The organism is Mesorhizobium sp. SARCC-RB16n (assembly GCF_008520305.1).
In the GTDB taxonomy this organism is placed as follows: Bacteria; Pseudomonadota; Alphaproteobacteria; order Rhizobiales; family Rhizobiaceae; genus Mesorhizobium.
In genome coordinates this window covers 1-15,483 of record NZ_ML703265.1, presented here as the reverse complement: position 1 = coordinate 15,483, position 15,483 = coordinate 1, and the positions used below count along the sequence as shown (strand labels likewise).

The following is a 15,483-nucleotide window of genomic DNA, read 5'->3' as shown; positions in this document are numbered from 1 at the left end:
CCGCCCTATAGCATCAATCTGCTGACGAGCGAGCCTTCCTTGCTCGCCACGCTCATTTGTTGCCGCGGCAGATCACGATCGGGTTGGACAGCGCGCTGTCGAAACCACTGCCCTGGTAGACCTGTACGTTCGACGCTCCGGGCGGCAGCATGAAGGTGCCTTCGACGACCTTCTGATCTCCCGCCACCGTGTGGAGATCCCAGCTAAACGTGCAGAATTGCGGCGGTGCCTTGGGTTCGACATGGCTGCAGTTGAGCTGCGCGCCGCCCAGCATGGCGGCACCGCCACAGCTGACCGCATCCTTCGCAGCCGCGGCAGCGGGGCACCCAATGAGAGCCGTGACGGCCGCGATCCTGATCCAATCCATCGCCAAAATCCTTGCCGGACAATCTCGCCGCCTGGCGCGTTTTCCGCGCGGTGGCCCATGCGTTTTTTCGTCCCCGGGGCTTAATCGGTCTTGCGCGAGGCGTCCAGCAGGATTATGTGCATGATGATAATAAGCATGCTCACGAAAAGTTATCAGTCGACCCCGATCTCCTCCCATGCCCTCATCCCCCAATATCAGCTTCGTGCTGCACGACGTCGCGCGCCTGCTTCGCAAGCGGTTCGAGCAGCGGTCGCGCGCATCGGGGCTGACCCGAGCCCAGTGGCAGGTGCTGGCGTACCTTTCGTTGCATGAAGGCATCCATCAGAACAAGCTCGCCGACCTCATCGAGATCGTGCCGATCACGCTCGCCCGGCTGCTCGACAAGATGGAGGCGCGCGGCTTCGTCGAGCGCCGGCCCGATCCCGCCGACCGCAGGGCCTGGCTGCTTTACCTGACACCCCAAGCCCATCCGCTGCTCGAGATCATGCGCGGCAACGGCCAGAAAACACGAGACGAGGCCTTCGCCGGCCTTTCGTCTGAGACACAGCAGCATCTGCTGCAAACCTTAAGCTTGATCAAATCCAATCTGCTCGCGGCTTGCACCCGGCCAGCCGTCGACCGGGAGAAAGTACATGGCTGAATCAATATCCCCAAAGAAGCCTGCCGGAGACGAGACACCGGCCGGTCGGACCGACCAGATTATCCAGCTCGACAATGAGCGGGAGCAGAGGCGGACCAGCGTCGTCATCGACAATGACGAGCTGGAAGCGCCGGTCGCCCTGGAGCCGGCGGCACTCGAGGCTCCGGCCAAGGAGCCGCAGCCACAGCAGGCCCCTGCCGCCGTTGCCCCTCCTGTTCCGGCCAAACCGAAGCGCAGCCTGACGCGGCCCGTCCTTTTTGCCCTGCTTCCCGTCGCGCTCGTCGTCGGCGGTTACTATTATGTCACCGGCGGCCAGCTGATGACGACCGACAATGCCTACATCCAGGCCCAGTCGCTCGGCGTCTCCACCGACGTCTCCGGCACGGTGCAGGAGATCGACGTGCATGAGAACCAGGCCGTGAAGAAGGGCGACGTGCTGTTTCGCCTGCGGCCGGCCTCCTTCGAGACCGCTCTCGCCGCCGCCCAGGCCCAGCTCGGCACGGTACGCAACCAGGTGCTGACCCTGGAGGCGAGCTACCAGCAGTCGCTGGTGCAGATCGAACAGGCCCAGGCCGACATCCCTTATTACGAGGCCGCCTTCCAGCGGCAGCAGGATCTGCTCAAGACATCCACCGCCTCGAAGGCGTCTTTCGACAGCGCCCAGCACGACCTCGTCGCCGCGCGCCAGAAAGTGTCCGTCGCCAAGGCGCAGGCGCAGGCCACGCTCGCCCAACTCGGCGGCGACGCCAACCAGCCGGTGGAGAAGAACCCCTTCTACCTGCAGGCCCAGTCGGGCGTCGACGATGCGCAGCGCAACCTCGCTGATTCCGTGGTCAAGGCGCCGTTCGACGGCATCGTCACCAATGTCGACGCGCTACAGGTCGGCAAGTACCTGCCGGCTTCGCAGCCGGCGTTCAGCCTGGTCTCGTCGACGGATCTGTGGATCGCGGCGGACCCGAAGGAAACCGAGCTGACCTATGTCAGGCCGGGACAGACGGCGACGATCAGCGTCGACACCTATCCGGGTGCCGTCTGGCACGGTACCGTCGCCTCGATCAGCCCCGCCTCGTCGTCGAGCTTCTCGCTGCTGCCGGCGCAGAACACCACCGGCAACTGGGTCAAGGTCGTGCAGCGCATCCCGATGCGCGTGACGATTGATGATCTCGAGGGCAAACCGCCGCTGCGCGGCGGCATGAGCGTGGTCGTCGACGTCGACACCGGCCATGCACGCGGCCTGCCGGACTTCGTCACCAATCTCATCGGCCTGTTCGGGCAAAAGTCATGACCAGCGCGTCCGCGACAGGTGCCACGCCGGTGGTCGCCAATCGCGGCGCCATCACCGCCTGCGTGATCCTGGCCGTCATCATGCAGGCGCTGGACACGACCATCGCCAATGTCGCGCTGCCCTATATCCAGGGCAGCGTCTCGGCCAGCGCCGACCAGATCAACTGGGTGCTGACCTCCTACATCGTGGCGGCGGCGGTGATGACGCCGCCTTCGGGCTACCTTGCCAACCGCTTCGGCCGCAAGCGCATCCTCCTGACCTCGATCACCGGCTTCGTCGTCGCCTCGGTGCTGTGCGGCTTCGCCCAGTCGCTGCCGCAGATCGTCGGCTTCCGCCTGCTGCAGGGCCTGTTCGGCGCGGCCCTGGTGCCGCTGTCGCAGAGCATCCTGCTCGATATCTACAGTGTGGAAGAGCGCGGCTCCGCTATGGCGCTGTTCGGCATTTCGGTGATGGTCGGGCCGGTGCTGGGACCGGTCATCGGCGGCTGGCTGACCGAAAATGTCAGCTGGCGCTGGGTGTTCTACATCAACGTGCCGATCGGCGCGCTGGCCTTCGCCGGCGTGTCGCTGTACGTCCTGGAAACCAAGCTGGACTTCAAGGCAAGGCTGGACTGGCTGGGTTTCGGCATGCTCAGCATAACGATCGCCGCCCTGCAGATGTTTCTCGATCGCGGCGAGCAGCTCAACTGGTTCTCGTCATCCGAGATCATCGTCGAGGCGGTGATCTGCGCGTCGGCCTTCTACATCTTCCTTGTCCACACCTTCACTGCCCGCAACACCTTCGTCAATCCGCGGCTTTTCCTGGACCGGAATTTCGCCGTCGGCATGATCTTCATCTTCATCATCGGCATCACATACCTCGCCTCGCTGGCGCTGATGACGCCCTATCTGCAGACGCTGATGGGCTATCCCGTGGTGACGGCCGGCATCGTCATGGGGCCGCGCGGCCTCGGCACGATGGCCTGCATGTTCCTGGTTGGCAGGCTGATCGGCAAGGTGGATACACGATGGCTGCTGCTGATCGGCCTGCTGATCACCGCCTGGGCGATGTACGACATGACCGGCTGGACGCCCGACGTTTCGCAATGGACCATCATCTCCACCGGCTTCATCCAGGGTGCGGGGCTCGGCTTCCTGTTCGTTCCGCTGACCACCATCACCTTCGCCACGCTGGCGCCCGAGCGACGGGCCGAAGGCACCGGCCTCTACAATCTGTCGCGCAACATCGGCTCCAGCGTCGGCATATCGGTGGTCACCGCGCTTCTGACGCAGAATGTGCAGATCAACCACGCCAACATCGCCACCTATGTTACGCCCTTCAACCAGGCGTTCAGCGATCCGGCGATCTTCCATGCGATGAACCCCTATACCGCCGCCGGCCGCGCCGCGCTGGACGGCGTGGTGACGCTGCAGGCGACGATCATCAGCTACATGAATGACTTCAAGCTGATGATGATCCTGTCGCTGGCCGCCATCCCGCTGGTGCTCCTGCTGCGCAAGCCGGGCACGCCGGCCAAGGTCGACCATAGCGCGGTCATGGAGTGACGTGCCGGAAAAGGTCGGGCTTCGAACGCTGAAGCCCGACCGTCCTCACGGGTAGGCAAAAAGAAACCGGGGTCCTGTGAGGGACTACAGGACCCCGGCCTCGCCGATACGGCCTCCCAAGAAACATGGCACCTCGTCATGAGGCGGCGATGGCGGACCGAGAAAGCCCCAACGATCTGCCAACGCCCCTTTCGCCGGAAGCCGTTACTTCGGCAACAGCACCTTGTTGACGACGTGAATGACGCCGTTCGACTGGTTGACGTCGGCGATCGTCACTTTCGCCTCGCCGCCAGACTCGTCCATGATGTAGAGCTTGCCCTTCTTGACTTCGGCGGTGAGCGTGTCGCCCGAGACGGTCTTCATCTCGTATTTGCCGCCCATCGCCTTGGCTTTCTTCAACATATCGGCGCCTGAAATCTTGCCGGCCACGACATGGGCCGTCAGCACCTTGGTGAGCTTGTCCTTGTTCTCGGGCTTGAGCAGCGTGTCGACTGTGCCGCTCGGCAGTGCCGCGAAAGCTTCGTTGGTCGGCGCAAAGACAGTGAACGGGCCGGCGCCCTGCAGCGTGTCGACCAGGCCGGCCGCCTTGACGGCGGCGACCAACGTCGTGTGGTCCTTCGAGTTGACGGCGTTCTCGACGATGTTCTTGGTCGCATACATCGCCGCGCCTCCGACCATGGGGTCCTTGGCGTAGGCTGGAGCGGCGATTGCCGCACTAGCGACAAGTGCGGAAAAGGCGATGGTCCTGAATGTGGGCAAGCGCATGTGGTCTTCCTCCGGGTGAGGGCTGATCGGAATTGATAGCCTTTGGAAACGCACAAGCAGTCACGCCCCGCGAATGCCTGCAGTTTCGCCGATCACGGGAACGTGATCCGACGCCTTCGGAAACAAAAAGGCCCGGACGAGCGGGCCTTGAGGAGGGGAGTTGCCGGCTATTCCGCCGGCGAGGGTTTCTTGCGGAACAGCGCCACCAGATTGTCCCAAAGCTCGATCTTGGCGCCCTGGCGCTTCATGATCACGCCCTGCTGCAGGATCGACAGCGTGTTGTTCCAGGCCCAGTAGATGACGAGACCCGCCGGGAAACCCGCCATCATGAAGGTGAATATGACGGGCATCCAAGTGAAGATCGCGGCCTGCGTCGGGTCCGGCGGCGTCGGGTTCATGCGCATCTGCAGGAACATGGTGACGCCCATGATCAGTGGCCACACCCCGATCATCAGCATGTGCGGCAGCGTGATCGGAACGAGCCCGAACAGGTTGAAGATCGATGTCGGATCGGGTGCGGCCAGATCCTGGATCCAGCCGAAGAACGGCGCGTGGCGCATCTCGATGGTAATGTAGAGCACCTTGTAGAGCGAGAAGAAGACTGGGATCTGCAGCGCCACCGGCCAGCAGCCGGCGAGCGGATTGATCTTCTCGGTCTTGTACAGCTCCATCATCGCCTGCTGCTGCTTCATCTTGTCGTCCGCGTATTTCTCGCGGATCTCGAGCATCTTGGGCTGCACCTTCTTCATGTTCGCCATCGACGCGTAGGATTTGTTGGCGAGCGGGAAGAACAGGGCCTTGACGATGACGGTGGTGGCCAGGATCGCCAGGCCGAAATTGCCGAGGAATTTGTAGAGCGTGTCGATCAGCCAGAACATCGGCTTGGTGATGAAGTGGAACCAGCCCCAGTCGATCAAGAGGTCGAACCGCTTGATGTGGCGGTCTTCGGCATAGGCGTTGATCTTGGCGACTTCCTTGGCGCCGGCGAAGATTTCGGTCTCGACGGTCGCCGACTGGCCAGCCGCGACATTGATCGGGTCGGTCAGGAAGTCGGACTGGTAGCGGTGGCGACCGTCCTCGAAATAGGCATAGCGCGGCTGAAACGGCTGCTTCTCCGTCGGCACCAGCGTGACGGCCCAGTATTTGTCGGTGATGCCGAGCCAGCCGTCGGTCGATTTGCCGGGCTGGTACTGCTTGTCCTTCTCGACCGACGCGTATTTGTGCTCCTGCAGGCCTTCCGTGCCGGTGAAGCCGATCAGGCCTTCATGCAGCACGTAGGTGCTGGCGACGGCCGGCTTGTCGTAGCGCGTGACGCGGCCGTAATTGAACAGCGAAACCGCGCTCGATCCGGCATTCTGCACCGTGTCCGACACCGTGAACATGTAGTTGGTGTCGACGGAGAAGGTGCGCTTGAAGGTCAGGCCCTTGTCGTTGGTGTAGGTGAGCGTCACTGGCGTGGACGGGGTTAGCGTCGGATTGCCGTCCACGCTCCACACCGTTTCGGCACCCGGCACCGCGCCGGTCTTGTCGTTGCCGACAAAGCCGATCTCGGCGAAATAGCCGGTGGGCAGCGCCTGCGGGTTGAGCAGTTCGATCTCGGGCGAATTCTTGTCGACGGTTTCGGTGTAGTGCTTGAGCTTGAGGTCATCGAGCCGCGCGCCGGTCAAATTGATCGAGCCCTCGAGGCTCGGCGTGTCGATCTTGACGCGCTTGGAAGCCGCCAGCGCCTGATCGCGGCTGGCCGCGGTGACGACATCACCGCCGGGGGCGTTGGGAATGGCGCCCGGGGCCGTAGTGCCCGGCGCCGGCGTCGATGCGCCCGGATTGGCGGCGTCGGCCGCCTTCTTCTGTTCCTCGACGCGCTGCTGCTCGATGCGGGCCGCCTCGCGTTGTGCCTCGCTGCGCGGCAGCACGTAGAAGTACTGCCACACCGCCAGGATCAGCACCGACAGCGCGATGGTGATGAAGAAGTTCCGGTTGTTTTCCATCGAGAGCCCTTGGCCTATCGTGTTCCGCGAAGTCGGCGGGAGAGTTCGGCCTTCAACTGGCCGAAAGGGGCGCGCAGCGCATCATCGCGCCCGACGATGACATAATCATTGCCGGGCACCATGTCATCTGCCGCATGGACGCGGACGGCTTCTTTCAGCCGCCGCCTGACGCGGTTGCGCACAACGGCGTTGCCGACCTTCTTGGTGACGGTGAAGCCGACGCGCGGCACCCCGCCATCGCCGCGGTCGAGGACCTCGACGAGGAAAAACCGTCCGCGTCGCTTTTCACCACGACGGACGGCCAGGAATTCCGCGCGTTTCAGAAGCCGCTTGGGATTTTGCCCCACTGGCTTGCCGGTTGCGGGCAACGATCTCGTCTCGCTTAGGCGCTGAGCCGCTTGCGGCCGCGGTTGCGGCGAGCTGCGACGACGCCACGGCCACCCTTGGTGGCCATGCGAGCACGGAAGCCGTGCCGGCGTTTGCGGACGAGTTTGGACGGTTGGTAGGTACGCTTCATTTGTTTTAATACCGCGGGGTGCGGCCCTTCTTGATTCTGTCACTTTGTAACAGGAGCTTTGCCGGGCCGGTTTTGGCGCGATCGAAACCGCGCCGGGACGAATGGCCCGAGCGTGAGCGGGCTTATAGAAAGAAGGGTTTTGGAAGTCAATCCGGCGTCGGCGCGCTAAAGACGCACCGTTTTTGGAGCATCTATTTTTCCGACCAAGGGAGAAATTGGCAAAAAAGCCGTAATCGCCTAATCTTGGCTGATCAAGTGATTGTGAAGATCGAGTCGCATGAGCGAAGCCAGCCAAGCAGGGGAAGGAACCGGAACGGCGTCAGCCGCTGTCCGCACGGTACCCCTGTCGCGCGGTCTGTCGACGAAGCTGCTGCTGCTCACCATCGTCTTCGTGCTGCTGGCCGAAGTGCTGATCTTCCTGCCCTGGATCGCCAGCTATAGGCTGAGCTGGCTCAAGGAGAGGCTGAGCACGGCAGCCGCCGTGTCGATCGTGCTGGTGCAGGGCGATTCGACCTCGCTGTCGCGAACGGCCCAGAATGACGTGCTGATGGCCATCGGTGCTAAGGCGATCGCGGTGCGCGACGGCGGCGTCTCGCGGCTTCTGGTGGTGGCCGACATGCCGCCGCAGGTCGACGAACACATCGATCTCGCCAGCGTCGGCATGGTCAAGGGCATGACCGGCGCGCTGGACACGCTGTTCTTCGGCGGCGACAGGATGCTGCGGGTTTTCGGACCGGTCGGCGACAGCGACAAGGAGTTCGAGCTGATCATGCCGGACTACTCCCTGCGCAAGGCGATGCTCATCTATTCGCGCAACGTCGCCTTCGTCTCACTTCTGATCTCACTGTTCACGGCCATGCTGGTCTATGCCGCGATCGACCTGATCATGATCGGCCCGATCCGCACCATGACGCGCTCGATGCTGTCCTTCTCCGAGGCCCCCGACGATCCCGGGCGGATCATTCACCCCGCCGACCGCGCCGACGAGATCGGAGTGGCCGAGCGCGAACTGTCGCAGATGCAGGAGCGGCTGCAAAAGATGCTGGCTGAGCAGAAGCATCTTGCCGACCTCGGTCTCGCCGTGTCGAAGATCAACCACGACATGCGCAACATACTGGCCTCGGCCCAGCTGATGTCGGACCGCCTGCGCCAGGTCAAGGATCCGACCGTGCAGGCCTTCGCGCCAAAACTGTTGCGCGCGCTCGACCGCGCCGTCTCCTATTCGGAGGGCGTGCTTCACTACGGCCGCACGCAGGAGCCGCCGCCTTCGCGCCGCAGGGTGAGGCTGCGCCAGCTGGTCGAGGACGTGCACGGCCTGCTCGACATCGAGGAAGGCATCGAGTTCATCAACGCCGTCGAAGGGGCATTCGAGGTTGACGCCGATTCCGACCAGCTCTTCCGGGTGCTCACCAATCTTTGTCGCAACTCGGTGCAGGCGATGGCGGCCGATACCGAAAGCGCCGTGGTGCGGCGGCTGGCGGTCTCGGCCGAGCGCATGGGCAGTGTCAGCCGCATCGCCGTCACCGACACCGGCCCCGGCCTGCCGCCGAAGGCGCGCGAAAACCTGTTCGCGGCCTTCCGCGGCTCGGCGCGCAGCGGCGGCACTGGCCTTGGCCTGGCGATCGCGCACGAACTGATCCGCGCGCATGGCGGCACGGTGGAACTGGTCGAGTCGATTGGCGGGCGCACGACATTCGCGGTCACCATCCCCGACCAGCCGGTGCGGCTCGACCAGGCCCGTGGCAGCCTGCGCCGTCCGGCCTGACGCTTCCGTGCCGTTTCCCGGTTACTTGCCTCCCGGCCCCATCGCTGGCCGTTCCCGATCGTCCGCCGTCTGGATTCTGGCCGGTCCACGGCGGATCGAAGGGCCGGGATCGGCGCCGGCATCGCCGCATGACAGGCTTGCGACAAAACTTTTGCCGGATCGGCTTGCTTTTCGCAAATTCAGTCGTTAGGGAACTGCACACATTCGCGGCCGGTCTTTCGGACCGGATCGCGGGGCCGTCGAAAACATGGCCTGATGCGCGCCCGTAGCTCAGCTGGATAGAGCACCAGACTACGAATCTGGGGGTCAGGAGTTCGAATCTCTTCGGGCGCGCCAAAACTTTCCTAGACTGCAGTTCGTCGATGGCAACGGCTCGGCCGAGCGCGGGCAAGCCGCTGCCGTCTCATGTCACCGACCGCGCCGCCGCCCTTCCCGCACTGCGGCCCGAAAAGATACAGCCACCCAGGAACGTGCCTTCGAGCGCCGCATAGCCATGCACGCCGCCGCCGCCGAAACCGGCGGCTTCGCCAACGGCATAGAGGCCCGGCACCGGCTGGCCATCGCCATCCAGCACGCGGCTGTCGAGATCGGTCTGCAGCCCGCCCAGCGTCTTGCGGGTCAGGATGTTGAGGCGCACCGCGATCAGCGGCCCGTTCGCCGGGTCTAGCATCTTGTGCGGCTTGGCCGTGCGGATCAGCCGGTCGCCGAGATAGGCGCGGGCGCCGCGCAAGGCGGTGATCTGCATGTCCTTGGAGAACGGATTGTCGAGCTGCGTGTCGCGGGCGCGGATCTCGCGTTCTACCCCTGCCACATCGAGCAGCGGGTCGCCGCCGGCCAGCGCGTTCATGCGGGCGACCAGCTTTGGCAATTCGGCCTCGACGATGAAATCCTCGCCCTTTTCCATGAACGCCTTGACCGGGCCGGGGATGCCCGACGTGGCGCGGCCGAGCACCTGGCGCCAGCTTTTTCCCGTCAAATCGGGGTTCTGTTCGGAGCCCGACAGCGCGAATTCCTTCTGGATGATTTTCTTAGTCAGGATGAACCAGGAATAGTCGAAGCCGGTGCTCATGATATGGCTGAGCGTGCCCAGCGTGTCGAAACCGGGATAGAGCGGCACCGGCAGGCGTTTTCCCTGGGCATCGAGCCACAGCGAGGACGGGCCGGGCAGGATGCGGATAGCATGGTCGGTCCAGATCGGCGCCCAGTTCTTGATGCCCTCGACATAGTGCCACATGCGGTCGCGGTTGATGATCGAGCCGCCGGCCCGTTCCGTGACCGCGAGCATGCGGCCGTCGACATGGTCGGGCACGCCGGTGATCATGCGCTTCGGCGCGTTGCCCAGCCGCTTGGGCCAGTTTTCACGAACAAGCTGGTGATTGGCGCCGATGCCGCCGGAGGCGACGATCACCGCCTGCGCTTGCAATGCGAAATCGCCTGATATTTCGCGCGAGCTCTTGTGGCCACGCTCGACAGTGCTCGGTTGCAGGATGTCGCCCTGTACGCCGGTCACGGCTGCACCCGTCCGCGTCAGCTCATTGACCCGGTGGCGGAACCTGAAGTCGATCAATCCACGCTTGTGCGCCTCGCGCACTTGCAGCACGAAAGGCTCGAGCACGCCGGGACCGGTCCCCCAGGTGATGTGGAAGCGCGGCACGGAATTGCCGTGGCCGATGGCATTGCCGCCGCCACGTTCGGCCCAGCCGACGACCGGAAAGAACTTCAACCCGCGCGCCATCAGCCAGGAGCGCTTTTCGCCGGCGGCAAAGCCGACATAGGCCTCGGCCCATTTGCGCGGCCAGAAATCCTCCGGCCGGTCGAAGGCGGCGGTGCCCATCCAGTCCTCGAGCGCCAGATCATGGGAGTCGCGGATGCGCATGCGCCGCTGCTCCGGTGAATCGACGAGGAAAAGCCCGCCGAACGACCAGAACGCCTGGCCGCCCAGCGATTGCTCCGGCTCCTGGTCGACGACGATGATTTTCTTCCCGGCCTCGGCAAGCTCGGCGGCGGCAACCAGCCCGGCAAGGCCGGCGCCGACAATGATCACATCCGCGTCGTCAGCCATTTTTCCTCCAGTTAACCGGCTAAGCAAGCAATTCCAGGAAAGGTGCGAGGCGGTTTTCCGTCCGGAATTGCGCCAAACGATGACTCAGACGGTCTCCCAGCCGCCTGTGTCGCCGGCGCGGAAGATGGCGTCGATGACTTTCTGGTTGAGCACGGATTCTTCGAGCGTGAAGACCCGCTCCTTGCCGCCAAGTGCTGCCCGCGCGAAGGTCTCGACCTCGAGCCTGTACTGCTGTGTGCCGGGGAAGCGGAACACCTGCGCCTCGGTGTGGTTCTGGTTGTGCAGTTCGACGCGGTGATGGTCGTACAGCCCGGCGTTGAAGGGCGAGAACACTTCGATGAAACCCTTCTCGCCGTGGAACACCATCACCTGGCGTGCCGCCATCTGGGTCGACAAATAGAAGGACAGTTCGAAATCGCCGAAATCGGCGCGGATCGAGGAATAGATGTCGGTGCCGAATGTCTTGTCGCGCTCGATCGTCGCCTGGACGCGCAGCGGCTCCTTGCCGGTCGAAAAGCGCGTCGACACGGTCGGGTAAACGCCGATGTCGGGCAGCGCGCCGCCGCCGAGATCGAGCTTGTTGCGCATGTTGTTGGGGTCGACATTGTAGTAGGAGAAAGCGCCCTGCACATGGCGAAGCCGGCCGATGGCGCCGCTGGCGATAAGGTCACGCACCTTGATCCATTGCGGATGGTAGATCACCATGAAGGCTTCGCAGACCAGCACTTTCTTCTGGTCGCGCAGCTTGATCAGGGGGGCGATGTCCTTGGCGTCGAGCGCCAGCGGCTTTTCGACCAGCACATGCTTGCCCGCTTCGATGGCCTTGGCCGTCCATTCGACATGCTGCGAGGTCGGCAAGGGGATATAGACGCCGTCGACCTCGTCGGAAGCGAGAAGGTCCTCATAGGAGCCGAAGGCATGGCGGGCACCGAAGCGGTCGCCCAATGCCTTGGCTTTCGACAGGTCACGGCTGGCGATCGCCGACAGCACGCCGTTCTCCGCCTCGACGATTGCCGGCAACAACTGCTCGCGGCCGATCTTGGCCGTCGACAACACACCCCATCGGAACATCACGCTTCTCCATGTCGCTTACAGGCACGGAGGTTTGCCCGAAATCCGTGGAAAAGCCAATGCGGGTGCTCGGTACCGCAGCCTCTCAGCCCCTTCTCCCCGTCAGCGTCATGTCGAAATCGACGACGTTGGAATAGAGCGGCGTGCCGACATCCATGCCGTAGCGCGAGCGCAGCACCTTGCCGGTGACATGGAATTTGATCGTCCCGCCCTTCAACCCGTCGAGCTCGGCGTTGAATTTTTCCGGAAACGTCTTGCCACGCGCCGTCAGCCGGCCGGTGACGAGCGCCGTCGTGTCGCCGGTGCGCGTCACGCTGGTCGAACGGAACTGGATTTCGGGACTGTTGGCCGCGTCGAACACCGCGTCGGAGCGCAGGAAGGCATCGATGCGGCCCTGGCCGGTGCCGACACTTTCCGGATAGATGGTGAGATCGACCTTCGAGCGGCCGACGTCATTGTTGTCGATGCGGATCGTGCCCTTGAAACGGGCAAAGGCGCCGTCGAAACCGCCGCCGCCGGCCTTGCCGATGGTGAAGCGGATCGCGGAGCCGGCCTGGCTGATCGTATAGCTGCCGGCGGCATCGCCGAGCACGACTGCCGCATAGACGGGCATGGCAAGGCAGGCGGCGGCAGCCGCCAATCCGAGGGTTCGCGCATGCATTGGATTATTCCTTGTTTGGAGCAACGCTCTCTCGCGTCCTCACCTCACAAACGAGACCAACGCCCGTTCTATTCCCCGGCTGACGAAGGCGTGATCATGCGCGTGAGCACGCTGTCGCGCAGCAGGAAATGGTGGCGCAGGGCCGCGCAGATATGCAGCGCAACGAGCGCGATGCTGGCATAGGCGAGATACCAGTGCGCCGACGCCCAAAAACTTTCGGCGGCGTCGGATTCGGGCAGCGGCAGGTTGGGCATGACGAACAGGTTGAACGGCATGCTGGGGATTTCCAGCGTCGAAACCGACACCAGCGCCCAGCCGGACAAAGGCAGGGCGAGCTGGAAGGCATAAAGCGCCAGATGCGCCAGCGGTGCCGTCCGGCGCTCCAGGGTGCCGACAGAAGGCGGCAAGGGCGGTGTCGCATTGCCGAGCCGCCAGGCGATGCGCAGGATGATGAGGCCAAGCAGCAGAAAGCCGAGCGATTTGTGCAGCTGGATCAGTTCGAAGGCCGTGCGTTGGCTCGAGGTCCTAACCATGACGAAGCCGAGTATGAACTGGCCGATGAAGATAAGCCCGACCAGCCAGTGGAGGACGATGCTTGCCCAGCCGTAGCGGGTCGCGGTGTTGGTGATCGTCTGCATGGAAAGGCGAACGAATGCCGGGCCGGGTTTCTTCCACCTTTGCCCCTGATGGGGAGGGGCCTATCTGCTCACCTTGAAAAAGTCCACGAAAGCCCTCAATGCCGGCCGCATTTGCCGGCGGCTCGGGTAGTAGACGAAGAAACCGCCGAAGGATGGGCACCAGTCCTCTAGGACGCGGATCAGCCGGCCGTCGGCAAGCGGCGCGCGGACATAGTCCTCGAAGACGAAGGCAAGGCCGGCGCCGTCGACCGCGGCGTTGGCGATCAGATGGTCCTCGTCGAGGATCAGCGGTCCCTGCACCGCCAGCTCGATCGCTTCGCCGTCCTTCTCGAACTCCCAGCGGTAGAGAATGCCGCTGGAAAAGCGGAAGCGGATGCAGCGATGGTCGGCGAGATCGCGTGGATGGCGCGGCTTGGGGCTTGTCTCGAAATAGGCCGGCGCGCCCACCACCGCGCCACGAATGTCAGGCCCGATGCGCACCGCGATCATGTCGCGCTGCAGGCTCTCGCCGAGCCGCACACCGGCGTCGAAGCCGCCTTCGACGACGTCGGTGAAGCGGTCCTCGATGACGATCTCCAGCACGATGTCGGGATAGGCTGACGCAAAGGCGCCGAGCCGTGGCGTCAGCACCAGATGCGCCGCCGTGCGCGGCACGCTGAGCCGCAAATTGCCGGCGGGCCGGTCACGCGCCTCGACAGCCGTCTCCAGTGCCAGATCAATCTCCGACAGAGCCGGACGCAACCTCTCCAGCAACTGCGCGCCTTCCTCGGTCGGAGCGACACTGCGCGTGCTGCGCGCCAGAAGGCGCACGCCAAGCCGTGCCTCCAGGCTGGAGACCGCATGGCTCACCGCCGAAGGCGCGATCGCCAGTTCTCTGGCGGCACCGCGAAAACTGCCGCATTGGGCAACGGTTGCCAGCACAGCAAGCTGTGAGAGATGTGCTCGGTTCATTGATCTATTTCTTGGAACGACCCGTACTAAGAACAGCCGATTATCGAACGGGCTGCAAGGCGTTATTTCTGCCGCCTCACAACAAGGAGACGCGTGATGAAAACTCGCAAGCTAGGAACTGAACTCGAAGTCTTCCCGGTCGGCCTCGGCTGCATGGGCATGAGCTTTGCCTACGGCGGCCAGCCGGAAGCCGAGGCAATCGCCACCTTGCACCGCGCCGTCGAGATCGGTGTCACCTTCTTCGACACGGCGGAGGTCTACGGGCCTTACGAGAACGAGATCCTGCTGGGCAAGGCGCTGAAATCGGTTCGCGGCAAGGTGACGATCGCGACCAAATTCGGCTTCAAGATCCTGGAGGAAGGCACCGGCATGGATCGCATGGCCGGTGTCGACAGCCGTCCCGAGCACGTCAAGGCCGTCGCCGAGGCCTCGCTGAAGCGGCTCGGCACCGATGTCATCGACCTCTACTACCAGCACCGGGTCGACCCGAACGTGCCGATCGAGGATACGGTCGGCGCCATGGCCGAACTGGTGCGTGAGGGTAAGGTGCGGGCGCTTGGCCTGTCGGAAGCAAGTGCCGCCACCATCCGCCGGGCGCACGCCGTCCACCCGATCGCGGCGGTGCAGAGCGAATATTCGCTGTGGAGCCGCGATCCGGAAGACGAGGTCTTCGCAGTCTGCCGCGAACTCGGCATCGGCTTCGTGCCCTACAGCCCGCTCGGCCGCGGCCTGCTCACCGGCACGATCGCCAAGCCCGAGACCCTGAGCGACGACGACTGGCGCCGCGGCTTGCCGCGCTTCCAGGCCGACGCCATGGCCGCCAATGCTGAGGTGATCGCCACACTGGAAAAGATGGCGGCGGAGAAGGGCGTCACCACGGCGCAGCTGGCGCTGGCCTGGGTGCTGCACCAGGGCGATTTCATCGTGCCGATCCCCGGCGCCCGAAAAATCCACCATCTGGAGCAGAACACGGCGGCGGCCGAAATCGAGTTGAGTGCGGCCGAGGTGGCATCGATCGGCGATGCGCTGTCGCCCGACAAGGTGACGGGCAAGCGCTATACCGAGGAGTTGCTGGCGCTGGTGAATGGGTGAGTGGGTGCAAATCGCGGAACAGAAAGGGCGCTTCGGCGCCCTTTTTGTTGAGACGTTGGCGCGAGGCGCCCCCCCTCTGTCCTGCCGGACATCTCCCCCACGAGGGGCCTGTTGCGCAATGTTGCGGGAGGCGTGTT

Annotated in this window: 15 protein-coding genes and 1 tRNA gene; 6 read left to right on the top strand and 10 right to left on the bottom strand. The window is 64.0% G+C overall.

The features are described from left to right. Positions 1-52 precede the first annotated feature (52 nt). The gene (locus C7I87_RS13075; RefSeq protein WP_149904614.1) at positions 53-367 is read right to left on the bottom strand and encodes a hypothetical protein; all 315 of its coding nucleotides are present in this window, start codon (positions 365-367) and stop codon (positions 53-55) included. 175 nt (positions 368-542) lie between these two features. Between C7I87_RS13075 and C7I87_RS13070 the strand changes: the two genes are divergently transcribed. The 3 genes from C7I87_RS13070 to C7I87_RS13060 are packed head-to-tail and all read left to right on the top strand — an operon-like array spanning position 543 to position 3,836. Next, the gene (locus tag C7I87_RS13070) at positions 543-1,007 is read left to right on the top strand and encodes a MarR family winged helix-turn-helix transcriptional regulator (protein ID WP_149904613.1); all 465 of its coding nucleotides are present in this window, start codon (positions 543-545) and stop codon (positions 1,005-1,007) included. Further along, positions 1,000-2,292 carry an HlyD family secretion protein gene (locus C7I87_RS13065; RefSeq protein WP_149904612.1) on the top strand — a complete coding sequence of 431 codons (1,293 nt, stop codon included), beginning with the start codon at positions 1,000-1,002 and terminating at the stop codon, positions 2,290-2,292. The genes C7I87_RS13070 and C7I87_RS13065 overlap by 8 nt, the downstream gene beginning before the upstream one ends. Next, entirely contained in the window at positions 2,289-3,836 is a 1,548-nt protein-coding gene (locus C7I87_RS13060) for a DHA2 family efflux MFS transporter permease subunit (protein WP_149904611.1), read from the top strand. The genes C7I87_RS13065 and C7I87_RS13060 overlap by 4 nt, the downstream gene beginning before the upstream one ends. Positions 3,837-4,040: 204 nt before the next feature. Here the strand turns inward: C7I87_RS13060 and C7I87_RS13055 are convergent, their stop codons facing one another. The 4 genes from C7I87_RS13055 to rpmH all read right to left on the bottom strand — a co-directional run bounded on the left by C7I87_RS13055 (position 4,041) and on the right by rpmH (position 7,106). After that, positions 4,041-4,601, bottom strand: a complete 561-nt coding sequence (locus C7I87_RS13055; protein WP_149904610.1) for a fasciclin domain-containing protein — start codon at positions 4,599-4,601, stop codon at positions 4,041-4,043. Between the two features lie 167 nt (positions 4,602-4,768). Further along, positions 4,769-6,589 (bottom strand): membrane protein insertase YidC, encoded by a 1,821-nt coding sequence (yidC, locus tag C7I87_RS13050; protein WP_149904609.1) that lies wholly within the window; start codon positions 6,587-6,589, stop codon positions 4,769-4,771. A 14-nt stretch (positions 6,590-6,603) separates the two neighbouring features. Then, positions 6,604-6,957, bottom strand: a complete 354-nt coding sequence (gene rnpA, locus C7I87_RS13045; RefSeq protein ID WP_149904608.1) for a ribonuclease P protein component — start codon at positions 6,955-6,957, stop codon at positions 6,604-6,606. Between the two features lie 14 nt (positions 6,958-6,971). Next, complete coding sequence (gene rpmH, locus C7I87_RS13040) at positions 6,972-7,106, bottom strand: 50S ribosomal protein L34 (protein ID WP_008833937.1); 135 nt, start codon at positions 7,104-7,106, stop codon at positions 6,972-6,974. Between the two features lie 277 nt (positions 7,107-7,383). Here rpmH and C7I87_RS13035 point away from each other — a divergent pair, with 277 nt between their 5' ends. Further along, entirely contained in the window at positions 7,384-8,871 is a 1,488-nt protein-coding gene (locus tag C7I87_RS13035; protein ID WP_149904607.1) for a sensor histidine kinase, read from the top strand. A 259-nt stretch (positions 8,872-9,130) separates the two neighbouring features. Next, positions 9,131-9,207: transfer RNA gene (locus tag C7I87_RS13030), tRNA-Arg, on the top strand. A 67-nt stretch (positions 9,208-9,274) separates the two neighbouring features. Here the strand turns inward: C7I87_RS13030 and C7I87_RS13025 are convergent. The 5 genes from C7I87_RS13025 to C7I87_RS13005 all read right to left on the bottom strand — a co-directional run bounded on the left by C7I87_RS13025 (position 9,275) and on the right by C7I87_RS13005 (position 14,254). Continuing rightward, entirely contained in the window at positions 9,275-10,933 is a 1,659-nt protein-coding gene (locus C7I87_RS13025) for an FAD-binding dehydrogenase (RefSeq protein ID WP_149904606.1), read from the bottom strand. Between the two features lie 84 nt (positions 10,934-11,017). Further along, positions 11,018-12,004, bottom strand: coding sequence for a Gfo/Idh/MocA family protein (locus tag C7I87_RS13020; protein WP_149904605.1), 987 nt, complete (start codon positions 12,002-12,004; stop codon positions 11,018-11,020). A gap of 85 nt (positions 12,005-12,089) precedes the next feature. After that, the gene (locus tag C7I87_RS13015; RefSeq protein WP_149904604.1) at positions 12,090-12,665 is read right to left on the bottom strand and encodes a YceI family protein; all 576 of its coding nucleotides are present in this window, start codon (positions 12,663-12,665) and stop codon (positions 12,090-12,092) included. Between the two features lie 68 nt (positions 12,666-12,733). Next, entirely contained in the window at positions 12,734-13,303 is a 570-nt protein-coding gene (locus C7I87_RS13010; RefSeq protein WP_149904603.1) for a cytochrome b, read from the bottom strand. A 60-nt stretch (positions 13,304-13,363) separates the two neighbouring features. Then, on the bottom strand, positions 13,364-14,254 hold the full coding sequence (locus tag C7I87_RS13005; RefSeq protein WP_149904602.1) for a LysR family transcriptional regulator: 891 nt from the start codon (positions 14,252-14,254) through the stop codon (positions 13,364-13,366). A 96-nt stretch (positions 14,255-14,350) separates the two neighbouring features. Here C7I87_RS13005 and C7I87_RS13000 point away from each other — a divergent pair, with 96 nt between their 5' ends. Continuing rightward, the gene (locus C7I87_RS13000; protein WP_149904601.1) at positions 14,351-15,346 is read left to right on the top strand and encodes an aldo/keto reductase; all 996 of its coding nucleotides are present in this window, start codon (positions 14,351-14,353) and stop codon (positions 15,344-15,346) included. The last annotated feature ends 137 nt before the right edge of the window (positions 15,347-15,483 follow it).

What these genes read in the sequence shown, in the direction of transcription:
- C7I87_RS13075 (WP_149904614.1), bottom strand. Translation starts at nt 367, where the DNA reads ATGGATTGGATCAGGATCGCGGCCGTCACGGCTCTCATTGGGTGCCCC.
- C7I87_RS13070 (WP_149904613.1), top strand. Translation starts at nt 543, where the DNA reads ATGCCCTCATCCCCCAATATCAGCTTCGTGCTGCACGACGTCGCGCGC.
- C7I87_RS13065 (WP_149904612.1), top strand. Translation starts at nt 1,000, where the DNA reads ATGGCTGAATCAATATCCCCAAAGAAGCCTGCCGGAGACGAGACACCG.
- C7I87_RS13060 (WP_149904611.1), top strand. Translation starts at nt 2,289, where the DNA reads ATGACCAGCGCGTCCGCGACAGGTGCCACGCCGGTGGTCGCCAATCGC.
- C7I87_RS13055 (WP_149904610.1), bottom strand. Translation starts at nt 4,601, where the DNA reads ATGCGCTTGCCCACATTCAGGACCATCGCCTTTTCCGCACTTGTCGCT.
- yidC (WP_149904609.1), bottom strand. Translation starts at nt 6,589, where the DNA reads ATGGAAAACAACCGGAACTTCTTCATCACCATCGCGCTGTCGGTGCTG.
- rpmH (WP_008833937.1), bottom strand. Translation starts at nt 7,106, where the DNA reads ATGAAGCGTACCTACCAACCGTCCAAACTCGTCCGCAAACGCCGGCAC.
- C7I87_RS13035 (WP_149904607.1), top strand. Translation starts at nt 7,384, where the DNA reads ATGAGCGAAGCCAGCCAAGCAGGGGAAGGAACCGGAACGGCGTCAGCC.
- C7I87_RS13025 (WP_149904606.1), bottom strand. Translation starts at nt 10,933, where the DNA reads ATGGCTGACGACGCGGATGTGATCATTGTCGGCGCCGGCCTTGCCGGG.
- C7I87_RS13020 (WP_149904605.1), bottom strand. Translation starts at nt 12,004, where the DNA reads ATGTTCCGATGGGGTGTGTTGTCGACGGCCAAGATCGGCCGCGAGCAG.
- C7I87_RS13015 (WP_149904604.1), bottom strand. Translation starts at nt 12,665, where the DNA reads ATGCATGCGCGAACCCTCGGATTGGCGGCTGCCGCCGCCTGCCTTGCC.
- C7I87_RS13010 (WP_149904603.1), bottom strand. Translation starts at nt 13,303, where the DNA reads ATGCAGACGATCACCAACACCGCGACCCGCTACGGCTGGGCAAGCATC.
- C7I87_RS13005 (WP_149904602.1), bottom strand. Translation starts at nt 14,254, where the DNA reads ATGAACCGAGCACATCTCTCACAGCTTGCTGTGCTGGCAACCGTTGCC.
- C7I87_RS13000 (WP_149904601.1), top strand. Translation starts at nt 14,351, where the DNA reads ATGAAAACTCGCAAGCTAGGAACTGAACTCGAAGTCTTCCCGGTCGGC.